Source organism: Cupriavidus sp. UYPR2.512 (genome assembly GCF_000379565.1).
Classification (GTDB): Bacteria; Pseudomonadota; Gammaproteobacteria; order Burkholderiales; family Burkholderiaceae; genus Cupriavidus.
The window spans coordinates 1-19,417 of sequence record NZ_KB903160.1 but is presented as its reverse complement, the minus strand read 5'-3'; the positions used below and the strand labels follow the sequence as shown (position 1 = coordinate 19,417).

Here is a 19,417-nt window from a genome sequence, read left to right as displayed (position 1 = left end):
CCGCCCGTGCATGCCCCAGGCAGCCACGCCTTGCGGCGCACAGCCGGCTAGTCTGGCACCCCGCCCGGCGCGGCGCCAATGCGGCAAGGTGTCGCACGCACCGGTGCCCCGCGGCCGCATTGATACACTCGCGCCATGACCACCGCCGCAGCCGTGACCCGCTTGCCCGACCTCCCCTTCCTGTCGCCACTGCCGGCGGGCTCCTCCGCCCGCCACGGCCAGGTGACGCTGCGCCGGCTGTTCTGGCTGCGCTGGGCATTGCTGGCGGGACAGGCGCTGACCGTGCTGAGCTGCGAGCCCATCGCCGGCATCCGCCTGCCCTACGGGCCGCTGCTGGTGGTGTTCGGCCTGCAGGCGCTGTTCAACCTGCTGACAGGCCTGCGCCTGCGCCAGCACACGCGGCGCAACAGCGCCCCCGGCGAGGCCGAACTGATGGGCCAGCTGCTGGTGGACCTGACCGCGCTGTCGGCGATCCTGTTCTACACCGGCGGCGCGACCAACCCCTTTGTCTCGTTCTACCTGCCGGGGCTGGCCATTGCTGCCGCCATCCTGCCGTGGCGCCAGGTGATCGCGCTGGCGCTGTACGCGCTCGCCTGCTACACGCTGCTGCTGTTCGAATATGTGCCGCTGGACCTGCACAACCCGGACAACGCGGTGAACTACCACCTGGCCGGCATGTGGCTGAACTTCGTCGCCAGCGCGGTGATGATCGCGCTGTTCGTGGCGCGCCTGTCCGGCGTGCTGCGCCAGCGCGAGGCGCAGCTGAACCTGGCGCGCGAGCAGTTGCTGCGCGAGGCGCGCGTGGAAGACCTGAACGGCCAGGCCGCCGCGGTCGCGCATGAGATCGGCACGCCGCTGGCCACGCTGGCGGTCATCGCCGGCGAGCTGCGTGCCGATGCCTCTGACGCGGGCCGCGGCACCTCCGCCATCAACGGTTACCTGCCCGACCTGCAGACCATGGAACAGCAGCTGGCGCTGTGCCGCACAACGCTCGCGCGCCTGCGCGAAGACCCGGCCACGCTGGCGCCGCAGCGCATCGACGGCTGGCTGCCGGCCTTTGCCGAGCGCTGGCAGCTGCGCCACCCCAACGCCAGCCTGCAGGCCAGTGCCACGCCGGGCGCCGGCGCGCAGGCGGTGGAAACCGCGCGCGTGGGCCAGATCCTGACCATCCTGCTGGACAACGCCGCGCGCAGCCAGCAAGCCGCGAGCCGCAGCCAGGAGCCGCTCCAGCTGCAGATCGCCATGGCGCCCGGCAATACCGCGCCGTGGCTGTCGTTCCGCATCGCCGACCACGGCGACGGCATTCCCGAGATGCTGCGCGGCCAACTGGGCGAAACCCCGGTGGCCAGCCAGCACGGCGGCCAGGGCATCGGCCTGTACCTGGCGCAAAGCGCCGCCCGGCAGATGGGCGGCGAGCTGGCCTGGCATGACCGCGCCGGCGGCGGCACCGTTGCCGAACTGCGCCTGCCCGCGCTCTCCACCCTTTCCGCACCCGCTGCCACCGCCGCCACGGCACCACGAATTCCATGACCGACACCCTCACCCCGGTACCCGAAGCCACCGCACCGGCTGGCACGCCCTTCCTGGTCATTGACGACGACGAAGTCTTTGCCGGCACCCTGGCACGCGCGCTCACGCGACGCGGCTATGCCGTGCAGGTGGCGCACGACAGCCGCACCGCACTGGCGCTTGCATCACGCATCGAGTTTGCCTATGTCACGCTGGACCTGCACCTGGAGCCGCCGCCGGATGCCGGCAGCACCGTGCCCGCCGAATCGGGGCTGCAGCTGGTGTCGCCGCTGCGCCAGGCATTGCCGGACGCACGCATCCTGATCCTGACCGGCTACGCCAGCATCGCCACCGCGGTGGCGGCGGTCAAGCAAGGCGCGGACGAATACCTGGCCAAGCCGGCCAATGTCGATTCGATCCTGACCGCGCTGATGGCGGGCGTGTCCGAAGATGCGGCGCAGGCCGCGCTGGAAGAACCGGTGCCGCTGTCGGTGGCGCGGCTTGAGTGGGAGCATATCCAGCGCGTGCTGGCCGAGCATGACGGCAATATCTCCGCCACGGCACGGGCGCTGAACATGCACCGGCGCACTTTGCAGCGCAAGCTGGGCAAGCGGCCGGTGTCGCGGTAATTGCCACGGCAACAAGCTAAAAGGCCGCGCCCAGGCGCGGCCTTTTATATGCCCGATGGCAAGCGCCATCCGGGTTACAGGCGCAGCTGGACATAGTCCCAGTCCAGGCCGTCGGCACTGTCCTGTGGCGTGCTGCGTTGTGCAATGCGCATGGCGTCGCCGGCATGGCGGTCCGCCAGCGTGAACAGCGCGCCTGAGTCCAGCGCCAGCGCCGCCGCCGCGGCAGGGGCCGCACCGATCGTGCCCGATTGCGCCGCTTCGGCAGCCGGAATCGCCGGACGCACACACAGGAACGCGGTCGCCGCGGCCAGTGCGGCCAGCAGGCCACCCGTGGCGAGCACCACCCGGCGGGTCTTGTAGTTGACCATCTGATTTCTCCTGCCAGTGAGTTGATGGGGATGCGGTGGCTCCCGCACCGGTCAATCGACCGTCAAGGTGCGCAAGGGTCGCATCGGCCGGCATTGGCGCGCCAGCGGGCTTACCAATGCTTACGATGGTTACCGGGGTGTGGCAGGTGGAAACGCATGGACATTGAAATCCGATTCCTGCACGCAGCGTGCATGTGATCGCCAGGCCGGGTCAGCGCCGGCCGCCGCGTCGTACAAGACGTCATGCAAAAAAACGGGCGCACCGTAGTGCGCCCTGGCATCGTGGCCGCGCTGATTTACAGCACGTAGCGCGACAGGTCCTCATTGCCGGCGAGGTCGCCGAGGCGCTCGTCAACATAGGCCGCATCGATCGTCACAGTCTCGCCCGACGACCTGGTGGCGTGGAAAGACAGGTCCTCCAGCAGCCGCTCCATCACCGTGTACAGGCGCCGCGCGCCGATGTTCTCGACCTTCTCGTTGACCGAGAAGGCGATCTCGGCCAGCCGGCGGATGCCGTCCGGCGCGAACACCAGGCTGACCTCTTCGGTGTTCAGCAGCGCCTGGTACTGCTTGGTCAGGCTGGCATCGGTCTGCGTCAGGATGGCCTCGAAGTCCTGCACGGACAGGGAATCCAGCTCGACCCGGATCGGGAAGCGGCCCTGCAGCTCGGGAATCAGGTCGCTCGGCTTGGACAGGTGGAACGCACCCGAGGCAATGAACAGGATGTGGTCCGTCTTGATCATGCCGTACTTGGTGCTCACCGTGGTGCCTTCCACCAGCGGCAGCAGGTCGCGCTGCACGCCCTGGCGCGACACCTCGCCGCCGCCGATCTCGCTGCGGCTGGCGATCTTGTCGATCTCGTCCAGGAACACGATGCCGTTCTGCTCGACATTGGCGATGGCCTTGTGCTTGAGCTCCTCGTCATTGACCAGCTTGGCGGCCTCTTCGTCGATCAGCAGCTTGAAGGCCTCCTTGACCTTCATCTTGCGGCGCGCCTTCTTGCCCTGGCCCAGCCCGGCAAACATGGTGCGGATCTGCTCGGTCATGTCTTCCATGCCCGGCGGGCCCATGATGTCCATGCTCGGCATGCCGGCGGAGAGTTCCAGCTCGATTTCCTTGTCGTCAAGCGAGCCTTCGCGCAGCTTCTTGCGGAACACCTGGCGCGTGTTGGAATCCTTTTCTTCCGGCTGCGAAAAGCCGATGTCGCGCGGCGGCGGCAGCAGCACGTCGAGCAGGCGGTCCTCGGCCGCGTCCTCGGCCTTGGTGCGCACTTTCTTCATCTCGGACTCGCGCGTCTGCTTGATTGCCATCTCGGCCAGGTCGCGCACGATGGTGTCGACGTCGCGGCCGACGTAGCCCACCTCGGTGAACTTGGTGGCTTCGATCTTGATGAAGGGCGCGTCGGCCAGCTTGGCGAGGCGGCGCGCGATCTCGGTCTTGCCCACGCCGGTCGGGCCGATCATCAGGATGTTCTTGGGCGTGATTTCCTGGCGCAGGGGCTCGGCCACCTGCTGGCGGCGCCAGCGGTTGCGCAGCGCCACCGCCACGGCCTTCTTGGCCTTGTTCTGGCCGATGATGTGCTTGTCGAGTTCGGAAACGATTTCCGACGGGGTCATGGTGTGCGACATGGTATCCGTTCAGTAGGGCGCGGCAGACTGGCAGGCCGCAGGGCTGGCTGGGGCCGGCCTTCGCTTATTCCAGCGTCTCGATGACGAAGTTGGTGTTGGTGTAGATGCAGAGCTCGCCGGCAATGGTCAGCGCCTTCTCGACCACGTCCTTCGGAGGCAGTTCGGTGTTGTCCATCAGCGCCTTGGCGGCCGACTGCGCATACGCGCCGCCCGAGCCGATCGCGGCGATGCCGCCTTCGGGGTCCAGCACGTCGCCGTTGCCGGTGATGACCAGCGTGGTGTCGCGGTCGGCGGTGATCAGCATGGCTTCCAGCCGGCGCAGGGCGCGGTCCGAACGCCAGTCCTTGGCCAGGTCGACCGCGGCGCGGGTCAGGTTGCCCTGGTATTTTTCCAGCTTGGCCTCGAAGCGGTCCAGCAGCGAGAAGGCGTCGGCGGTGCTGCCGGCAAACCCGACCAGGACCTTGCCGTTGTAGATGCGGCGCACCTTGCGCGCGGTGCCCTTCATCACGATATTGCCGAGCGTGACCTGACCATCACCGCCAAGTGCGACCTGATTGCCGCGGCGGACGCTGACGATGGTAGTGCCGTGATACTGTTCCATGGTGGCTTCCGTGAATATGTCAGGACCGTAGTTGGCGACGCCCCTGGCCGGTTTCAAGGCCTGTCGCGTGCTCCGGAAAGCGCAGCCCGGTCTGACCCAATATAGGATGCCTGCCGGCAGGCTGCCGGACGTCCCGCCAGAAAGCAAAAAGGGCCATGCGCTGCCGCATGGCCCTTGTCCAGCAACGCGCAGGCCAGGGCCCGCGCGCCTTATGCATCACGCTACCTGATCAATCGGCATATACGCCGGCCTTCTTGATCACCGGCGTCCACTTGTTGATTTCAGCGGTCAGGTAGTTGCGCAGCGAATCCGGCGTGGCGCGCTGGGCCGGCACCGCCTCGGCACCGAGCTCAGCCATCTTGGCGCGGAAGGCCGGGTCGGCCACGGCCTTCTGCAGCGCCGCCGACAGCTTGTCGATCACCGGCTTGGGCGTGCCCTTGGGCGCGTACATGGCGTGCCAGACCTTCACTTCCACGCCCGGCAGGCCCTGCTCGGCCGCGGTCGGGACATCCTTGAACGCTTCCACGCGGCGTGCCTGCATGGCCGCGTACGGCTTGACCGAGTGGGCCTTGAGATGGCCGGCAAGATTGGTGGTCTGGTCGCACAGCAGGTTGACCTGGCCGCCCAGGATATCGGTCAGTGCCGGCGCGGCGCCCTTGTACGGCACGGTGGTCAGCTCGGTCTGGATCGCGCTCTGGAACAGCAAGCCGCACAGGTGCGAGGCCGAGCCGATGCCGGCATTGGCCAGCGACAGCTTGCCGGCGTTGGCCCTGATGTACGGCAGCAGGTCCTTGAAGGTGTTCGGCGGCAGCTGCTTGTTGCCGACCAGGATCATCGGCACGTCGGCGATTTCGCCGATCATCTCGAAGTCCTTGAGCGGATCGAAGCCCAGGTTGCGGTACAGCGCCGGGGCCGTGGCCATGCCGATATGGTGGATCAGCACGGTGTGGCCGTCGTTCTTGGCCTGGGCCACCTTCTTGGCGCCGATGGTGCCGCCGGCGCCGCCCAGGTTTTCGATCACGATGGTCGTGCCCAGGTGCTTGGACATGATCGCGGTCAGTTCGCGCGAGACCTTGTCGGTCGGGCCGCCCGCAGAGAACGGCACCACTGCCGACACCGGCTTGCCGCCCGGGAATTCCTGGGCGTACGCGCCCGTCGCCACACCCATCGCACTGACTGCCAGCGCTCCCGCGACCATCTTTACCACTCGTTTCATGCTCTCTTCTCCTGGTTCCCTTTAATACCCGTCTTGCAATGCGTTGCCGCCGGCCCGGCCCCTGCTTGTGCGGGGGGCGCATCTGGCGCGGTCGCTGTGGCCGCGCTCTTGGACCATGCCGGCTGGCTCGGCTGCCCTGCCGTAAACGGCAAGGGCGGGCCTTGATGTTAGCAACTCCAGACAATATGCAGGTATAGGGGCTAACCCGCCTGCAATCAGCCGCATATGGCGGGAAACGGGGAAGATATGGCAGAGATCGGCTGCAAAGGCGTGCGTTTGTGACAGCCGATGCGGCCTAACGGAAGAAACCGAGCATTTCCTCAAGCAGCGGTTCGGCGGCCTCTTCCGGGATGTAGTGCCCGCACGGCAGCGCCTGGCCGCTGATGTCGGTGGCCACCTCCTGCCACAGCGCCAGCGGCTCGAAACAGCGCGCCACCACGCCGTGTTCGCCCCACAGCACGCGCAGCGGCAGCGCCAGCCGGCGCCCGGCCTCGCGGTCGGCACGGTCGTGCTCCAGGTCGATGGTGGCGGCGGCGCGGTAGTCCTCGCACATGGCATGCACGCGCGCCGGGTCGCGCATCGCCGCGGTGTAGGCAGCCATGGCGTCAGGGGCGAAAGGCGTCAGGCCCGCGTGGCGCAGGCCCATCAGCTTCTGGATGTAGAAATCGGGCTCGGCGTTGATCAGCGTCTCGGGGAACGGCGCCGGCTGGATCAGGAAGAACCAGTGCCAGTAGGCGGCGGCAAAGGCCATGCTGGTGCGCTCGTACATCGCCAGCGTGGGCGCGATGTCCAGCAGCATGGCGCGGCTGACCGCCTCCGGATGGTCCATGCACAGCCGGTGCGAGACGCGGGCACCGCGGTCGTGGCCGCACAGCGCAAAGCGCTCGAAACCCAATGCCGCCATCAGCGACACCTGGTCCTGCGCCATGGTGCGCTTGCTGTATTGCTCGTGGCCGGCATTGCCGGGCGGGGCCGAGCTGCTGCCGTAGCCGCGCAGGTCGGTGGCGAACACCGTGAAGTGATCGGCCAGCACCGGCGCCACCCGGTGCCAGATCAGGTGGCTCTGCGGGTGCCCGTGCAACAGCAGCAGCGGCGGCCCCGAACCGCCCCGCACGCCGGCGATTTCGACCTCGCCGACACGCTGCCGGAAGGGCTCGAAGTTCGGGAACAGCAGCGCGCTGGCGTCATTCAGCATGGGTCGTCTCCGCTCTGGGGCTTATGGGTCGTCCTGTGCCGATCATAGGCGCAAAACTCCCCGTCGGCGTGGCTGCGCCGGCTTCGCCATTCGGCCCGCTGACGCAACTGAATTGCATCAACCGGGGGCCTATGGTTAAATCCGCCCATGACCCGTCCCAGTCCGGACCGGCCGGCCGCTGTGCCGGAACCGGCGCTCCCCACCCCTGCGTCCCTGGAAGCCGCCCACGAGCGCCTGCGTCAGCTGGGCGCGCGCGTGACCCAGCCGCGGCTGTGCATCCTGGCCTGCCTGATCGGCAGCGATGAGGCGCTGACGCACCAGGCCGTGATCGACCGCCTGGCCGAACCGGGCGAGACCATCGACCGCGTCACCGTCTACCGCGTGCTGGACTGGCTGGTGGAACAGGGCGTGGCGCAGAAGCGTGCCGGCAACGACCGGGTGTTCCGCTTCAGCCTGGTCGAGCACGAGGCCGCGCGCGCGCAGGAGCACCGCCAGCACAGCCATTTCCACTGCACCCGCTGCGACCGCACCTTCTGCCTGGACGATGCCAGCGCACCGGTGCAGCCGGCCGCGCCGCGCGTGCCCAGCGGCTTTGCCATCGAACATGTCGAACTGACCGTGAACGGCATCTGCGCCGAGTGCGGCAAGCGTGCGCCCGCCTCGCCTGGCGGCGCTTCGCACTGAACGGCAATCTCTAATACCCGGAGAACAACAATGTCCAAACTGACCCCGGTCACGATCCTGACCGGCTTTCTCGGCAGCGGCAAGACCACCCTGCTCAAGCGCATCCTGAACGAGCAGCACGGCATGAAGATTGCCGTCATCGAGAACGAGTTCGGCGAAGAGAACATCGACAACGAGATCCTGGTGCAGGACGGCCGCGAGCAGATCGTGCAGATGAGCAACGGCTGCATCTGCTGCACCATCCGCGGCGACCTGGTGCAGGCGCTGTCGACACTGCTGACGCGACGCGACGCCGGCGAGATCGACTTCGACCGCGTGGTGATCGAGACCACCGGCGTGGCCAACCCGGGCCCGGTGGCGCAGACCTTCTTCATGGACGAGGAAATTGCCTCGCGCTACCTGCTCGACGCGGTGATCACGCTGGTCGACGCCAAGCACGCCCACCTGCAGCTGGACCAGCAGGAAGAGGCGCAGCGCCAGGTTGGCTTTGCCGACGCCATCTTCATCACCAAGTCCGACCTGGTGACAGGGGCCGACGTGGCGGAACTGCGCCACCGCCTGTTGCACATGAACCCGCGCGCGCCGATCCGCCTGGTCAACTTCGGCGAGGCGCCGATCGACACCATCTTCGACCTGCGCGGCTTCAACCTGAACGCCAAGCTGGAGATCGACCCGGAATTCCTGCGCGCCGGCGACCATGAGCACGATCATGACCATGAGCACGGCGAGCATTGTGGCGACGACTGCGGCCATGATCACGGGCACGACCATGCGCACGGGCATGGCCACGCGCACGACCATCACCATCACCACCACCATACCGACCGCATCGCGTCGTTCGTCTTCCGCAGCGACAAGCCCTTCCACTACGGCAAGCTGGAGGAATTCCTGTCCGGCATCCTGGCCGTGTACGGGGAAAAACTGCTGCGCTACAAGGGCGTACTATATATGGACGGTGTGGACCGCAAAGTGGTGTTCCAGGGGGTCCACCAGCTGATGGGCAGCGACATCGGCGCCAAGTGGGATGAAGAGACCCCGGGCACGCGCATGGTGTTCATCGGCGTGGACCTGCCCCGCGACGCCATCCTCAAGGGCCTGGAGAACTGCCTGGCCTGAGTGCACCAGTCGCCCCATCGGCGACGCCCCCTCCAGACACCGCTGCGCGGCTGCCCCCCGTTCGGGGTACCGGGGAAATACCGAAGCGCCAGCCGGTTTTCCCGGTATCTCGGAGAAATTTGTTCAAGTACAATAGGCCGGATTTGATACCGGTGGCGCACCTTTTTCCCGCTGCCGGCATTTGGTCCATCGGATCTGGTGGACTTGCAGGGCGGCGGTTGTCGTCAGCATGAGGCAGGCCGCCGGCAGGTGCGGTCGCAGTGCTTCGTGCGGAGACCGCCTTTTTTCCGCCTGGGGTGCCCCGACGCGCGCCGTCACTGACTGACGCGAGAGAGAGGTGTCCCCATGACAGCCGCAACGAAGACGAAAGAAAGCCGCAGCAAGACAGGTAGTGCCGCGGCAGAGACGCTCAAGGCGCAGCCTGTGAAGGCCGCGCCCGCTCCCCGCGGCAGTACGGCGAACGCCGAAGCGGGCGCAACGAAGGGAGGCCCGCGAAGCAGCAAGACTGCAGCCAGCCAGAGTGAAACAGCCGTGGCGCGCAAGCGCGCGGACAGCGCACCCGAGCGGACCCAGACGCCGCCGGCCGCATCAACAAGAGAATCAGCAGCAACCATGAGCAGCAACAAACTTCTGACTGAAGCTGAAATCCTGAAGATGAGCGACAAGGATTACATGAACGAAGCGCAGCTCGCCTTCTTCAAGCACCGTCTTGAGCAGCTGCGCGACGAAATCCTGAAGAACGCTGACCAGACCACGGAACACCTGCGCGAAACGGTCATCGTGCCGGATCCGGCCGACCGTGCCACCATCGAGGAAGAGCATGCGCTGGAACTGCGCACGCGCGACCGCGAGCGCAAGCTGCTGAAGAAGGTGGAGCAGTCGCTGCAGCGCATCGAGTCCGGCGACTACGGCTGGTGCGAGGAAACCGGCGAGCCGATCGGCGTGCCGCGCCTGCTGGCCCGTCCCACGGCCACGCTGTCGCTGGAAGCGCAGCAACGCCGCGAACTGCGCCAGAAGCTGTTCGGCGACTGATACGCCGCGCACCGGTACGGCCGGTGCAGCAGGCGTAGCGTGACGGCCCGGTTACCCGGGCCGTTTGCTTTGGCGCCGCCGCCGGCGCCGCGACAGGCCGCGACTGCTTTGCCGTGCCGTCGCCACGGCCTACTATTGAGAATCGTCCGGCTGTTGCGGCACCGGCCTTTCTGGTAAATTCGCAACCTTGTTGCAATAACGCGGTCAGCGCCTGGGCTGCGCAGTCCGTCGTCACTTCCTGTCGTCACTTCCACCACACCTGCCATGGCTGATCGCCTGCCCGTCACTGTGCTGTCCGGCTTCCCCGGCGCCGGCAAGACCACGCTGCTGAACCACCTGCTTGCGCACAGCGCGGGCCGGCGCATGGCCGTGATGGTCTGCGGGCCGCAGGACGGGCAGGCGCTGGCGCCGCTGCCGCCCGGCTGCGAGGCCACGGTGCTGCCCGCGGGCGACGCAATGCTCGGCGAAGCCGCCCGGCTTGCCGCCGGGGGCCGCTTTGACGCGCTGCTGATGGAAGCCGACGGCGTAGACGAGCCGCTCGCGATTGCCGAAGGCTTCCTGTTCGAGGCCGAGCATGGCGCCGGGCCAGACGCGGCGGTACAACCCGACACCCTGGTGACGGTGCTCGATGCCGCCACCTTCCTGCGCGACCTCAACGAGGCCGCGTTCCTGGCCGACCGCGGGCTGGCGCAGGCCACGGACGATGACCGGACCGTGGCCGAAGTGCTGGTGGCGCAGGTCGAGTGCTGCGACGTGATCGTGCTGAACAAGGCCGACCTCGCCAGCGCCGCTGAACTGGCACGGCTGCACGCCGTGCTGCAGGCGCTGAACCCGCGTGCCGACATTGTCGAAGCCAGCTTCGGCAAGGTGCCGCCCGAGCGCGTGCAAGGCACCGGCCGCTTCGACTTCGAAGCCGCCGCGGACGCCGCGGGCTGGCTTGCCGCGCTGCGCGGCGAGGTGCCGGCTGCCGACGCCAGCGGCGTCTCCACGCTGGTCTACCGCCGCCGCCGCCCGTTCCACCCGCAACGCTTCGCCGACCTGATCCATACCGAATGGCTGCGCGAGCACGGCAGCGTGCTGCGCTCCAGGGGCTTGTTCTGGCTGGCCAGTCGCATGGATACCGCGGGCGACTGGAACCAGTCCGGCGGCGTCTGCCGCCACGGCGGCGCCGGCGCCTGGTGGGCCGCGCTGGATCCGGCCGAATGGCCGGCCGACACCGCCGAACGCGCCGAAGTCGAAGCCGACATGCAGGTCGACGGCACCCCGGCAGCCTTCGGCGACCGCCGCCAGGAACTGGTGCTCACCGGCCTGGACCTGGACCATGCGGCGCTGCAGGCCCGGCTCGACGCCTGCCTGCTGACCGATGCCGAGATGGCCGCGGGCGCACAAGCCTGGGCGGCCTACGCGGATCCCTTCCCCGGCTGGGTCGACGACTTCGACGACGACCACGATCATGACCATGGCCACGGCCATGGCGATGCCCATGATTGCGGCTGCGGCGATCCCGACCACCACCACGGCAACCACGCCGGCCCTCCGCATGCGCACTGACTGGTTCGCCCGCCTGCGCGCGCACGGCCCGGGCCTCTGGTCCGCGCTGTGGCTGGCGTTATGCCTGCTGCTGGCGCAGCACGCCGGGCTGACCCACCGCATCGTGCATGGCGGCCTGCTCGCGCCGTCGGCCTCCGTGACGACGGCCGGCGCCGCCTCGGCCAACGACCCCGAGCCGCATCCGCTGGCGCAGACATTCAGCGGCCACTCGTGCGTGCTGTTCGATGGCGCGACGGTTGCCGACACCCTGTGCGGCAAGCTGCCGCTGCCGCAGCTTGCCTTTGGCAAACCGGTCAAGCCGGCCAACCTGGCCTGGCGCTGGCCCGACCTGCCCGCTGCCCACCCCTTCCAATCGCGCGCGCCGCCGGCGCCGGCCATCGCCCTCGCCTGATCCGGGACGCGGCCCGCGCCGCGCACCCGTGCCTGACCAATTCCGAGCTGAACGCCTGCCCATTCCGGCTGCGCGGCCACGCCCATCGCGGGTGGCCGGCGCCGTGCCGGGCCGCTGCTGTGCCAGCCGGGCCGATTGCCATTGCCTCGCTCCGCGCGCCATGTCGAAGAATCTTTACACCGTACCAACCAGCGCACCGCGCCTGACCCTGCTGGCGGCCCTTGCCGCTTCTCTCACCACCACCATGGCCACCGCCTTCATGGCGCCCGCCGCGCTGGCACAGGCCGCCACGGCACCCGCCGCCGATAGCGCACCGGCCACGGCCACCACCGCCCCAGCCGGCGCCACGCTGCGCGAGGTCGTCGTCACCGCCAACCCGCTCGGCAGCGACCTCAACGACATGGTGGCGCCAGTATCGACGCTCGGCGGCGACGCCCTGGCCGTGCGCCAGGGCAGCACGCTGGGCGACACGCTCGACAAGCTGCCCGGGGTTTCGTCCACCTACTTCGGCCCCAATGCCAGCCGGCCGGTGATCCGCGGCCTGGACGGCGACCGCATCAAGGTGCTGCAGAACGGCGGCACCACGGTCGACGCCTCTACGCTGTCCTACGACCACGCAGTGCCGGTGGACCCGCTCGTGGCCGAGCGCATCGAGGTCGTGCGCGGCCCGGCGGCGCTGATGTACGGCGGCAACGCCATCGGCGGCGTGGTCAACGTGATCGACAACCGGATTCCGAAGGAGCCGATCGAAGGCATCGGCGGCGCGGTCGATGCCAGCGCCACCGCTGGCGGCGACCAGGCGCGCAACGCCAGCGCGCTGATCGAGGCTGGCAACGGCAAGTTCGCCGTCCACGCCGACGCCTTCGCGCGCAAGACCAGCGACCTGCGCATCCCCGGCTACGCCCGCAGCGACCGCCTGCGCGCCGCCAATCCGCTGCCCGAAGGCGAGACCGAAGCCTATGGCCGCCTGCCCAACACCAGCGCGCAGCAGGAAGGCGGCGCGATGGGCGGCTCCTACACCTGGGCCGATGGCTTCGTCGGCGCCAACTACAGCGCCTACCGCAATGAGTACGGCACGCCCGCCGAGGACGACGTACGGCTGAAGATGCGGCAGGACCGCCTTGCGCTGGAAGGCGAGGCGCGCAACCTGGCCGGCAGCACCGCCGGCTGGCTCGAATCGGTCAAGGGCAAGTTCAGCTACACCGACTACGAGCACAAGGAAATCGAGGGTGGCGAGACCGGCACGATCTTCAAGAACCGGGGCTGGGATGCGCGCTTCGAGGCCAGGCACGCCAGGATCGGCAACATGACGGGCGTGATCGGCACGCAGTTCGGCCATACCGACTTCTCGGCGCTGGGTGAAGAGGCGTTCGTGCCCAGCACCAATACGGATAACGCGGCGCTGTTCGTGTTCGAGGAACTGCCGCTGACCGCTTCCGGCGACCTCAAGCTGAACCTGGGCGGGCGCCTGGACCACAGCAGCATCAAGGCCAGCGCCAACGGCAACGACCGCTTTACCGATGCCAACCGCAGCTTCAACGCCACCAGCGCGTCGGCCGGCCTGCTCTACAAGGTCAACCCGCTGTGGTCGCTGACCAGCAACCTGTCGTACACCGAGCGCGCGCCGACCTTCTACGAGCTGTATGCCAACGGCCCCCACGTGGCCACCGGCAGCTGGGAGCTGGGCGACCCCAATGCCAACAAGGAACGGGCCACGTCTGTCGACCTGGGCGTGCGCTTCAAGTCCGGGGCGCACAGCGCCGGCGTGTCAGGCTACTACAGCCGCTTTGCCAACTACCTGGCGCTGAGCGCCACCGGCCGCGCGCGCGACGAGGCGGGCGACGTGGTCGCCACCGGCAGCCCGGATGCGCTGCCGGAGTTCCAGTACCTGGGTGTGCCGGCCACGCTCTACGGCTTCGAGGCAGAAGGCAAGACGCGGCTGCTGCAGAAGATGCTGACCACCAGCGACACGCTGGATTTCGAGGCGCGCGCCGACTACGTGCGCGGCGAGAACCGCAATACCGGCGAACCGCTGCCGCGCCTGGCCCCGCTGCGCCTGGGTGGCGCATTGGTGTATGGCGCGGGCCCGTGGGGCGCGCGCGTGGATGTGACCTACGCCGCCAGGCAGACCCGCGTGCCAACCAACGACACGCCGACCGATGCCTATACGCTGCTGAGCCTGGCGCTGACCTACAAGTTCAAGGTGTCGGGCACGCAGACGCTGGTGTACCTGCGCGGCGACAACCTGACCAATCAGGATGCGCGCAACTCGGCGTCGATCCTGCGTGATATCGCGCCGCTGGCCGGGCGCAGTGTGAAGGTGGGGTTCAGGACGTCGTTCTGAGCGGTGCCGGCAGGCGTGGTGAATCAATCCCGATTCACCACCCACTCCCCCTCCAACGCCAGCGCCTTCACCCCCGCCAGCGCGCGCACCGTCTGCGCGCAGATCTCGGCCATCTCCAGCCCCGGCATGAACCGCTGGCGGATGCGCACCATCAGCGGCGCCGCTTCCATCCATGCCACCAGCGCGTCCTGGGCCATGCGCTGCTGCTCCAGCAGCTTGAACTTCACCAGCACCTTGACCGCGTGGCTGGCATTGCGCGCCGGGTCGGCGCTCAGGTAGGCCAGGCGCCCTTGCGCGCGGTCGACCGCCGCCGCCACGTCGGTAAACATCCGGCCATGGCCCGGGATCACCAGCCGCGCGCCGAGCCGGGCGATGCGTTCCAGCACCGCCGCCTGCTCGGCAAAGCCGCTCTCGCCATCCAGCTCGGGGAAGATCACGCCGAAGCCGTTTTCCCACAGCGCATCGCCGGAAACCAGGATGCGCACGGCCGGCGCGAACAGCATCACCGCGTGCGGGTCATGGCCGGGGGCGGCCACGACTTGCCAGTCGATGCCACCCAGGCGCAGCGTGTCGCCGTCGCTCAGCACGCTGTCGAAAGTGAAGCGGTCGCACTGCTGGCCGGTGGCGTCGTAGCTGAGCGCTTCCGTATCCCATGCGGCAACGGCTGCAGCCTCTGCCGCGGGGATCGCGGTGCGCGGCTGCCAGCGTGCCTGCAGCGCGGCATTGCCGCCGCAGTGGTCGGAGTGGAGATGGGTATTGATCACGCGTGCGAGCGGCCGGCCCTGCAAGGCCGCCGCCACCAGCGCCACCGTCTGCGGCGCGTGGGTGGCGTAGCCGGTATCGACCAGCACCGTATCGTCGCCCTCCATGAACAGGATATTGTTGGCCGACAGCCAGCCGCGCTCGAACACGCGCATGGTGGCCGGCAACTGCGGGAGCGGGCGTTCGCTCAAGGGGATGCCTCCTCGCCTGCCAGCCACGCGGCGCGCTGTGGCAGTTGCGCCCAGATGCGGCGCTTGTCTTCGTCGCCGGCGCACGACCAGCCGGCAATCTCTTCGATGGTGCGCAGGCAGCCCTCGCAATAGCCGCTGGCGGGGTCCATGCGGCAGATGTTGCGGCATGGCGACGGCACCGGCGAGGCTTGCCGCGCGGTTTCGGCCTGCGCGGCCAGTTCCGCGGCCAGCAAGGCAGGCGTGATGGGTGTGGGGGGCGTGGAGGCCATGGTGCTGCGCTCGCTCGCCACTCAGCCCGCCGCGCGCGCGGCCTTGGCCGCCACTTTCTGGTTGAAGCGGCCGGTGTCGATCAGGTGGCGCTCATGCACGCCCTCTGAGATCTTGTCCTCGCCGTCCCAGGCGCTCAGCTGGAAGCGCAGGCGGCGCCCGTCCACGGCCACCAGTTCTCCCTTGACCGTCACCGTCATGCCCGGCGGCGTCGGCGCCAGGTGCGAGAAGCTGACCAGCGTGCCGAGCGACTGCTCGCGCGGCCAGTCCAGGTGCTCGTGCAGCATCTGCAGGCAGGCACACTCCATGATGCCGACCATATAGCCGGTGGCCAGCACGTCGGGCATCTCGGGGCAGCCCGGGATATCGTCGTACAGTCGCGGCACGGTGGCCTTGGGCGGCACCGTGTATTGCCAGCTGAAGGTCAGGCCGGGGCGCAGGTCGGGACTCATGCCACGGAGCCTGCCGCGACGTCGGCCACTTCAGCGCCCGTCATCTGCTGCAACTGGTGCGGCGTCAGGTTGAATACCGCATGGGGATGCCCCGCCGCGGCCCACAGGCTGTCATGGCGGAACAGGTCCTGGTCCAGCAGCATCACTGGCGCCACCGCATGGCCGATCGGGCAGACGCCGCCGATGGCATAGCCGGTCTTCTCGCGCACGAAGCGCGCGTCGGCCTTGCCCAGCGCGCCCACGCGCGCGGCCACCTTGGCCTCGTCGACGCGGTTGCTGCCGCTGGCAATCACCAGCACCGGCGCATCGTCGGCGACGCGCCGGAAGATGATGGACTTGGCGATCTCCGCGACGCTGCAGCCCAGGCCGGCCGCGGCCTCGGCCGAGGTCTTGCCGGTGGCCGGCAGCATCACCACGGGCCGGTCATGGCCAAGCTCGGCCAGCAGCTCCGCCACGCGCTGCGCGGACTCAGGCAGCGCTTCGTCATTCGCCGTCATGCGTTCTTCTCCTTGTCCTGTGGCCCGCGCTTGATCCGCACTTACGCGCAGGCGGGCGCCGCATCGCTGGCGGCGGCCCACTTGGTCAGCAAGGCACGGCCCACGCGCGAGCTGTTGGCGCGGCCGATTGCCTGCGAGATATAGTCGCCGGTGCGCACCACCGCTTCCAGGTCGATGCCGGTGTGGATGCCCATGCCGTGCAGCATGTACAGCACGTCCTCGGTCGCCACGTTGCCGGTAGCACCCTTGGCGTACGGGCAGCCGCCCAGCCCCGCCACCGACGCATGGAAGATCGAGATGCCCACTTCCAGGCTGGCCAGGATATTTGACAGCGCCTGCCCGTAGGTATCGTGGAAATGGCCCGACAGGCGATCCAGCGCAAACTCCGCCGCCGCGGCGCGCATCACTTCCTGCACGCGCACGGGGGTGCCCACGCCGATGGTGTCGGCAATGTCGATCTCGTCGCAGCCCAGTTCGCGCATGCGGCGCACCACGTCGACCACCGCGTGCACCGGCACCTCGCCCTGGTACGGGCAGCCCAGCGCGCACGAGATGCTGCCGCGCAGGCGTACGCCCTTTTCCTTCGCTGCGGCGGCCACCGGCGCAAAGCGCGCGATCGACTCGGCGATCGAGCAGTTGATGTTTTTCTGCGAGAACGCCTCGCTGGCGGCGCCGAAGATCACCACCTCGTCGGCACCGGCCTCGATCGCGCCTTCAAACCCCTTCATGTTCGGCGTCAGCGCCGAATACAGCGTGCCGGGCCGGCGCAGGATGCGCGCCATCACGTCGGCACCGTCGGCCATCTGCGGCACCCACTTGGGCGACACGAACGATGCGGCCTCGATATTGACGAAGCCGGCATCGGTCAGCTGGTTGATCAGCGCGACCTTGACCTCGGTCGGCACCATCGCCTTCTCGTTCTGCAGGCCGTCGCGCGGGCCGACTTCAACAAGCTTCACGTAGTTCGTCATGGTCATGGCTGTCTCCTGTATTTAGTTCGTCCTGGTCGGGGGCTCAATAGCCCCGCTGCACGTCGACCACGCCCGCGATCGGCTGGCCCGCACGCAGCGCGCGGATCTTGCCGGCGATCTGCGCGATGCTGTCTTCGCGCAGCGTCAGCGCAGAGATATGCGGCGTAAGGGTGATGCGCGACTCCTGCCAGAACGGGTGTTCCGCCGGCAACGGCTCGGTGCGGTATACATCCAGCGTGGCACCTGCGACCTGCCCCGACTGCACCGCGGCAAGCAGGTCTTCCTCAACCAGATGCTGCCCGCGCGCGACGTTGATCACGTATGCGCCCTGCGCCAGCCGCGCGAACAGCCCGGCGTTGAGGATGTCCTCGGTCTGCGGCGTCAGCGGCAGCACATTGACCAGCACGCGCAGGCCATCCAGGAACGGCGCCTGCCCGGCATCGCCATAGAATCCGCTCACGCCTTCGATCGCGCGCGCGGTGCGGCTCCAGCCACGCACCGGAAAGCCGAAGCCCGCCAGCGTGCGGGCGATATGCGTGCCGAGCGTGCCCACCCCCATCACGCCGATGGTGAAGTCCGCGCGGCGATGCGGCTTGAGGAACTTCCAGTTGCCGGCGCGCTGCTGGGCCTCGTAGGCGTCCATCCTGCGGAAATAGCGCAGCACGGCGTGGGTGACATACTCGGCCATCTGCGCGGCCATGCCGGCATCGTCGAGCCGCACGATCGGTACGCCGGCGGGCAAGGCGTCAGGGGCTTCATCGCGCAGGCGCAGGATGCCGTCGACGCCGGCGCCGAGGTTGAACACCGCCTTCAGGTCGGTACGGCCACGCAGCATCTCCACCGGCGGGCGCCAGACCACGGCGTAGTCGGCCGGTTCGCCACGGCTGTCCTCCCACGTCACACATTGCGCTTCGGGCAGTGCCTCGGTGAAGCCCGCGATCCAGGGGTCGTAGCGGCCGTCGGGGACGTACAACTGCAACTTCATTTTGTCTCCAGGGGAATTCTGGTGGGGTTAAAGGCGTATTTTGGCAGAGGAATGGGCGTGGGGTTGGCTGGGGCAACGGTGATCGGGCTCCGTGCCCCGGCCACCCCTGTCGCGCATCAGGTCCCTGACTTCCCCTCAAACGCCAAAAGCTGCGCCCCCTCCACAACCTGCTCTCCCACCGCATAAAGCACCTCACTCACCACCCCATCCACCGGTGCGCTGATGGTGTGCTCCATCTTCATGGCTTCCATCACCAGCAACGGCGTGCCGCGCGTGACGGTGCTGCCAGCCTCGACCATCACGGCAATGACCTTTCCGGGCATCGGCGCAGTGAGCTTGCCGCCTTCGCTTTCGGCCTCACCGGCATGGGCCAGCGGATCGAGCCACGCCAGGCTCACATGCCGCCCGGCATAAAAGACGTGAAAGGTCTCACCGTCCGCATGCACCTGCCCATGCGCGCGCCGCGTGCCAAGGTTGATGCGGATGTCGTCGGCGTGGCAGGTGCAGGCAAAAGGCGCGGCCTGGTCCGCATAGATCAGCGTGCTGCCGCGCTCGTTGGTGTTCAGCGTCACCTCCAGCACCTGCTCGCCATAGCCGAAGCGCAGCGCGCGCGACACGCCGCCGTTCAGCCGCCATGCGCCGCCATGGGTCCACGGCGAATGCTGGTCGGCTGCATCGATGCGGCGTTCGCGGGCCTCGCGGTCGAACAGCGCCGCCACGGCCAGCGCGATGACTTCCATGCCGACCGGCGCCGGCGGCGGGAACAAGACCTTCTCGTTGCGCTCGATCAGGCCGGTGTCGAGATCGGCGGTGCGGAACGCCTGGGACGACACCAGCCGCTGCAGGAAGGCCACGTTGGTCGACAGCCCCACCACGTGGTAGGCCGCCAGCGCCTGGCGCATGCGCGCNAGCGCCTCGTCGCGGTCCTTGCCCCAGACGATCAGCTTGGCGATCATCGGGTCGTAGAACGGGCTGATGGTGTCGCCCTCGCGCACGCCGGCATCGATGCGGATACCCGCCGGGCCGTG

The 19,417-nt window shown here is 68.4% G+C and carries 20 protein-coding genes; 8 read left to right on the top strand and 12 right to left on the bottom strand.

Annotated elements, in window-relative coordinates; translation table 11 throughout:
* Nucleotides 1-135 precede the first annotated feature (135 nt).
* Both A3A5_RS0127655 and A3A5_RS0127650 read left to right on the top strand, forming a co-directional pair.
* Complete coding sequence (locus tag A3A5_RS0127655; RefSeq protein ID WP_018313711.1) at nucleotides 136-1,530, top strand: ATP-binding protein; 1,395 nt, start codon at nucleotides 136-138, stop codon at nucleotides 1,528-1,530.
* Nucleotides 1,527-2,138, top strand: coding sequence for a response regulator transcription factor (locus A3A5_RS0127650; protein WP_018313710.1), 612 nt, complete (start codon nucleotides 1,527-1,529; stop codon nucleotides 2,136-2,138). The genes A3A5_RS0127655 and A3A5_RS0127650 overlap by 4 nt, the downstream gene beginning before the upstream one ends.
* A 74-nt stretch (nucleotides 2,139-2,212) precedes the next feature.
* Here A3A5_RS0127650 and A3A5_RS0127645 read toward each other — a convergent pair whose 3' ends face one another.
* From A3A5_RS0127645 to A3A5_RS0127625, 5 genes are all read right to left on the bottom strand, one after another.
* Nucleotides 2,213-2,506 carry a hypothetical protein gene (locus A3A5_RS0127645; protein ID WP_018313709.1) on the bottom strand — a complete coding sequence of 98 codons (294 nt, stop codon included), beginning with the start codon at nucleotides 2,504-2,506 and terminating at the stop codon, nucleotides 2,213-2,215.
* Between the two features lie 296 nt (nucleotides 2,507-2,802).
* Nucleotides 2,803-4,134, bottom strand: coding sequence for an ATP-dependent protease ATPase subunit HslU (gene hslU / locus A3A5_RS0127640; RefSeq protein WP_018313708.1), 1,332 nt, complete (start codon nucleotides 4,132-4,134; stop codon nucleotides 2,803-2,805).
* 64 nt (nucleotides 4,135-4,198) lie between these two features.
* The gene (gene hslV / locus A3A5_RS0127635) at nucleotides 4,199-4,735 is read right to left on the bottom strand and encodes an ATP-dependent protease subunit HslV (protein ID WP_018313707.1); all 537 of its coding nucleotides are present in this window, start codon (nucleotides 4,733-4,735) and stop codon (nucleotides 4,199-4,201) included.
* Between the two features lie 229 nt (nucleotides 4,736-4,964).
* Nucleotides 4,965-5,951, bottom strand: coding sequence for a tripartite tricarboxylate transporter substrate-binding protein (locus tag A3A5_RS0127630; protein ID WP_026201198.1), 987 nt, complete (start codon nucleotides 5,949-5,951; stop codon nucleotides 4,965-4,967).
* Nucleotides 5,952-6,246: 295 nt separating this feature from the next.
* Nucleotides 6,247-7,146 carry an alpha/beta fold hydrolase gene (locus A3A5_RS0127625; RefSeq protein WP_018313705.1) on the bottom strand — a complete coding sequence of 300 codons (900 nt, stop codon included), beginning with the start codon at nucleotides 7,144-7,146 and terminating at the stop codon, nucleotides 6,247-6,249.
* A gap of 147 nt (nucleotides 7,147-7,293) precedes the next feature.
* Here A3A5_RS0127625 and A3A5_RS0127620 point away from each other — a divergent pair, with 147 nt between their 5' ends.
* The 6 genes from A3A5_RS0127620 (at nucleotide 7,294) to A3A5_RS0127595 (ending at nucleotide 14,264) form a co-directional block, all read left to right on the top strand.
* A complete protein-coding gene (locus tag A3A5_RS0127620; protein ID WP_018313704.1) occupies nucleotides 7,294-7,830 on the top strand; it encodes a Fur family transcriptional regulator in 537 nt (178 codons plus the stop codon).
* Nucleotides 7,831-7,860: 30 nt separating this feature from the next.
* Nucleotides 7,861-8,946, top strand: a complete 1,086-nt coding sequence (locus A3A5_RS0127615) for a GTP-binding protein (protein WP_018313703.1) — start codon at nucleotides 7,861-7,863, stop codon at nucleotides 8,944-8,946.
* 612 nt (nucleotides 8,947-9,558) lie between these two features.
* The gene (dksA, locus tag A3A5_RS0127610; protein WP_010813282.1) at nucleotides 9,559-9,978 is read left to right on the top strand and encodes an RNA polymerase-binding protein DksA; all 420 of its coding nucleotides are present in this window, start codon (nucleotides 9,559-9,561) and stop codon (nucleotides 9,976-9,978) included.
* Between the two features lie 264 nt (nucleotides 9,979-10,242).
* Nucleotides 10,243-11,529 carry a GTP-binding protein gene (locus tag A3A5_RS0127605; protein ID WP_018313702.1) on the top strand — a complete coding sequence of 429 codons (1,287 nt, stop codon included), beginning with the start codon at nucleotides 10,243-10,245 and terminating at the stop codon, nucleotides 11,527-11,529.
* On the top strand, nucleotides 11,462-11,920 hold the full coding sequence (locus A3A5_RS0127600; RefSeq protein ID WP_018313701.1) for a hypothetical protein: 459 nt from the start codon (nucleotides 11,462-11,464) through the stop codon (nucleotides 11,918-11,920). The genes A3A5_RS0127605 and A3A5_RS0127600 overlap by 68 nt, the downstream gene beginning before the upstream one ends.
* 160 nt (nucleotides 11,921-12,080) lie before the next feature.
* On the top strand, nucleotides 12,081-14,264 hold the full coding sequence (locus A3A5_RS0127595; RefSeq protein ID WP_018313700.1) for a TonB-dependent receptor: 2,184 nt from the start codon (nucleotides 12,081-12,083) through the stop codon (nucleotides 14,262-14,264).
* A 23-nt stretch (nucleotides 14,265-14,287) separates the two neighbouring features.
* On the opposite strand, the gene A3A5_RS0127590 is transcribed toward A3A5_RS0127595, so the two are convergent.
* From A3A5_RS0127590 to A3A5_RS0127560, 7 genes are all read right to left on the bottom strand, one after another.
* Nucleotides 14,288-15,244, bottom strand: coding sequence for an MBL fold metallo-hydrolase (locus tag A3A5_RS0127590; RefSeq protein WP_369797824.1), 957 nt, complete (start codon nucleotides 15,242-15,244; stop codon nucleotides 14,288-14,290).
* The gene (locus A3A5_RS0127585; RefSeq protein WP_085958731.1) at nucleotides 15,214-15,486 is read right to left on the bottom strand and encodes a DUF1289 domain-containing protein; all 273 of its coding nucleotides are present in this window, start codon (nucleotides 15,484-15,486) and stop codon (nucleotides 15,214-15,216) included. Before A3A5_RS0127585 ends, A3A5_RS0127590 begins: the two co-directional genes overlap by 31 nt.
* 21 nt (nucleotides 15,487-15,507) lie before the next feature.
* Nucleotides 15,508-15,936, bottom strand: coding sequence for a thioesterase family protein (locus A3A5_RS0127580; RefSeq protein WP_018313697.1), 429 nt, complete (start codon nucleotides 15,934-15,936; stop codon nucleotides 15,508-15,510).
* The gene (locus A3A5_RS0127575; protein ID WP_018313696.1) at nucleotides 15,933-16,433 is read right to left on the bottom strand and encodes a YbaK/EbsC family protein; all 501 of its coding nucleotides are present in this window, start codon (nucleotides 16,431-16,433) and stop codon (nucleotides 15,933-15,935) included. The genes A3A5_RS0127580 and A3A5_RS0127575 overlap by 4 nt, the downstream gene beginning before the upstream one ends.
* Nucleotides 16,434-16,474: 41 nt before the next feature.
* Nucleotides 16,475-17,410: a hydroxymethylglutaryl-CoA lyase gene (locus tag A3A5_RS0127570; protein WP_018313695.1), complete on the bottom strand. Its 936-nt coding sequence runs from the start codon at nucleotides 17,408-17,410 to the stop codon at nucleotides 16,475-16,477.
* Between the two features lie 37 nt (nucleotides 17,411-17,447).
* Nucleotides 17,448-18,389 (bottom strand): glyoxylate/hydroxypyruvate reductase A, encoded by a 942-nt coding sequence (locus A3A5_RS0127565; RefSeq protein WP_018313694.1) that lies wholly within the window; start codon nucleotides 18,387-18,389, stop codon nucleotides 17,448-17,450.
* Nucleotides 18,390-18,505: 116 nt separating this feature from the next.
* On the bottom strand, nucleotides 18,506-19,417 hold a 912-nt coding region (locus A3A5_RS0127560; protein WP_018313693.1), incomplete at its 5' end, for a biotin/lipoyl-containing protein.

Excerpts from the sequence above, each read along its gene's own strand:
- A3A5_RS0127655 (WP_018313711.1), top strand. The coding sequence starts at position 136 with ATGACCACCGCCGCAGCCGTGACCCGCTTGCCCGACCTCCCCTTCCTG.
- A3A5_RS0127650 (WP_018313710.1), top strand. The coding sequence starts at position 1,527 with ATGACCGACACCCTCACCCCGGTACCCGAAGCCACCGCACCGGCTGGC.
- A3A5_RS0127645 (WP_018313709.1), bottom strand. The coding sequence starts at position 2,506 with ATGGTCAACTACAAGACCCGCCGGGTGGTGCTCGCCACGGGTGGCCTG.
- hslU (WP_018313708.1), bottom strand. The coding sequence starts at position 4,134 with ATGTCGCACACCATGACCCCGTCGGAAATCGTTTCCGAACTCGACAAG.
- hslV (WP_018313707.1), bottom strand. The coding sequence starts at position 4,735 with ATGGAACAGTATCACGGCACTACCATCGTCAGCGTCCGCCGCGGCAAT.
- A3A5_RS0127630 (WP_026201198.1), bottom strand. The coding sequence starts at position 5,951 with ATGAAACGAGTGGTAAAGATGGTCGCGGGAGCGCTGGCAGTCAGTGCG.
- A3A5_RS0127625 (WP_018313705.1), bottom strand. The coding sequence starts at position 7,146 with ATGCTGAATGACGCCAGCGCGCTGCTGTTCCCGAACTTCGAGCCCTTC.
- A3A5_RS0127620 (WP_018313704.1), top strand. The coding sequence starts at position 7,294 with ATGACCCGTCCCAGTCCGGACCGGCCGGCCGCTGTGCCGGAACCGGCG.
- A3A5_RS0127615 (WP_018313703.1), top strand. The coding sequence starts at position 7,861 with ATGTCCAAACTGACCCCGGTCACGATCCTGACCGGCTTTCTCGGCAGC.
- dksA (WP_010813282.1), top strand. The coding sequence starts at position 9,559 with ATGAGCAGCAACAAACTTCTGACTGAAGCTGAAATCCTGAAGATGAGC.
- A3A5_RS0127605 (WP_018313702.1), top strand. The coding sequence starts at position 10,243 with ATGGCTGATCGCCTGCCCGTCACTGTGCTGTCCGGCTTCCCCGGCGCC.
- A3A5_RS0127600 (WP_018313701.1), top strand. The coding sequence starts at position 11,462 with ATGATTGCGGCTGCGGCGATCCCGACCACCACCACGGCAACCACGCCG.
- A3A5_RS0127595 (WP_018313700.1), top strand. The coding sequence starts at position 12,081 with ATGTCGAAGAATCTTTACACCGTACCAACCAGCGCACCGCGCCTGACC.
- A3A5_RS0127585 (WP_085958731.1), bottom strand. The coding sequence starts at position 15,486 with ATGGCCTCCACGCCCCCCACACCCATCACGCCTGCCTTGCTGGCCGCG.
- A3A5_RS0127580 (WP_018313697.1), bottom strand. The coding sequence starts at position 15,936 with ATGAGTCCCGACCTGCGCCCCGGCCTGACCTTCAGCTGGCAATACACG.
- A3A5_RS0127575 (WP_018313696.1), bottom strand. The coding sequence starts at position 16,433 with ATGACGGCGAATGACGAAGCGCTGCCTGAGTCCGCGCAGCGCGTGGCG.
- A3A5_RS0127570 (WP_018313695.1), bottom strand. The coding sequence starts at position 17,410 with ATGACCATGACGAACTACGTGAAGCTTGTTGAAGTCGGCCCGCGCGAC.
- A3A5_RS0127565 (WP_018313694.1), bottom strand. The coding sequence starts at position 18,389 with ATGAAGTTGCAGTTGTACGTCCCCGACGGCCGCTACGACCCCTGGATC.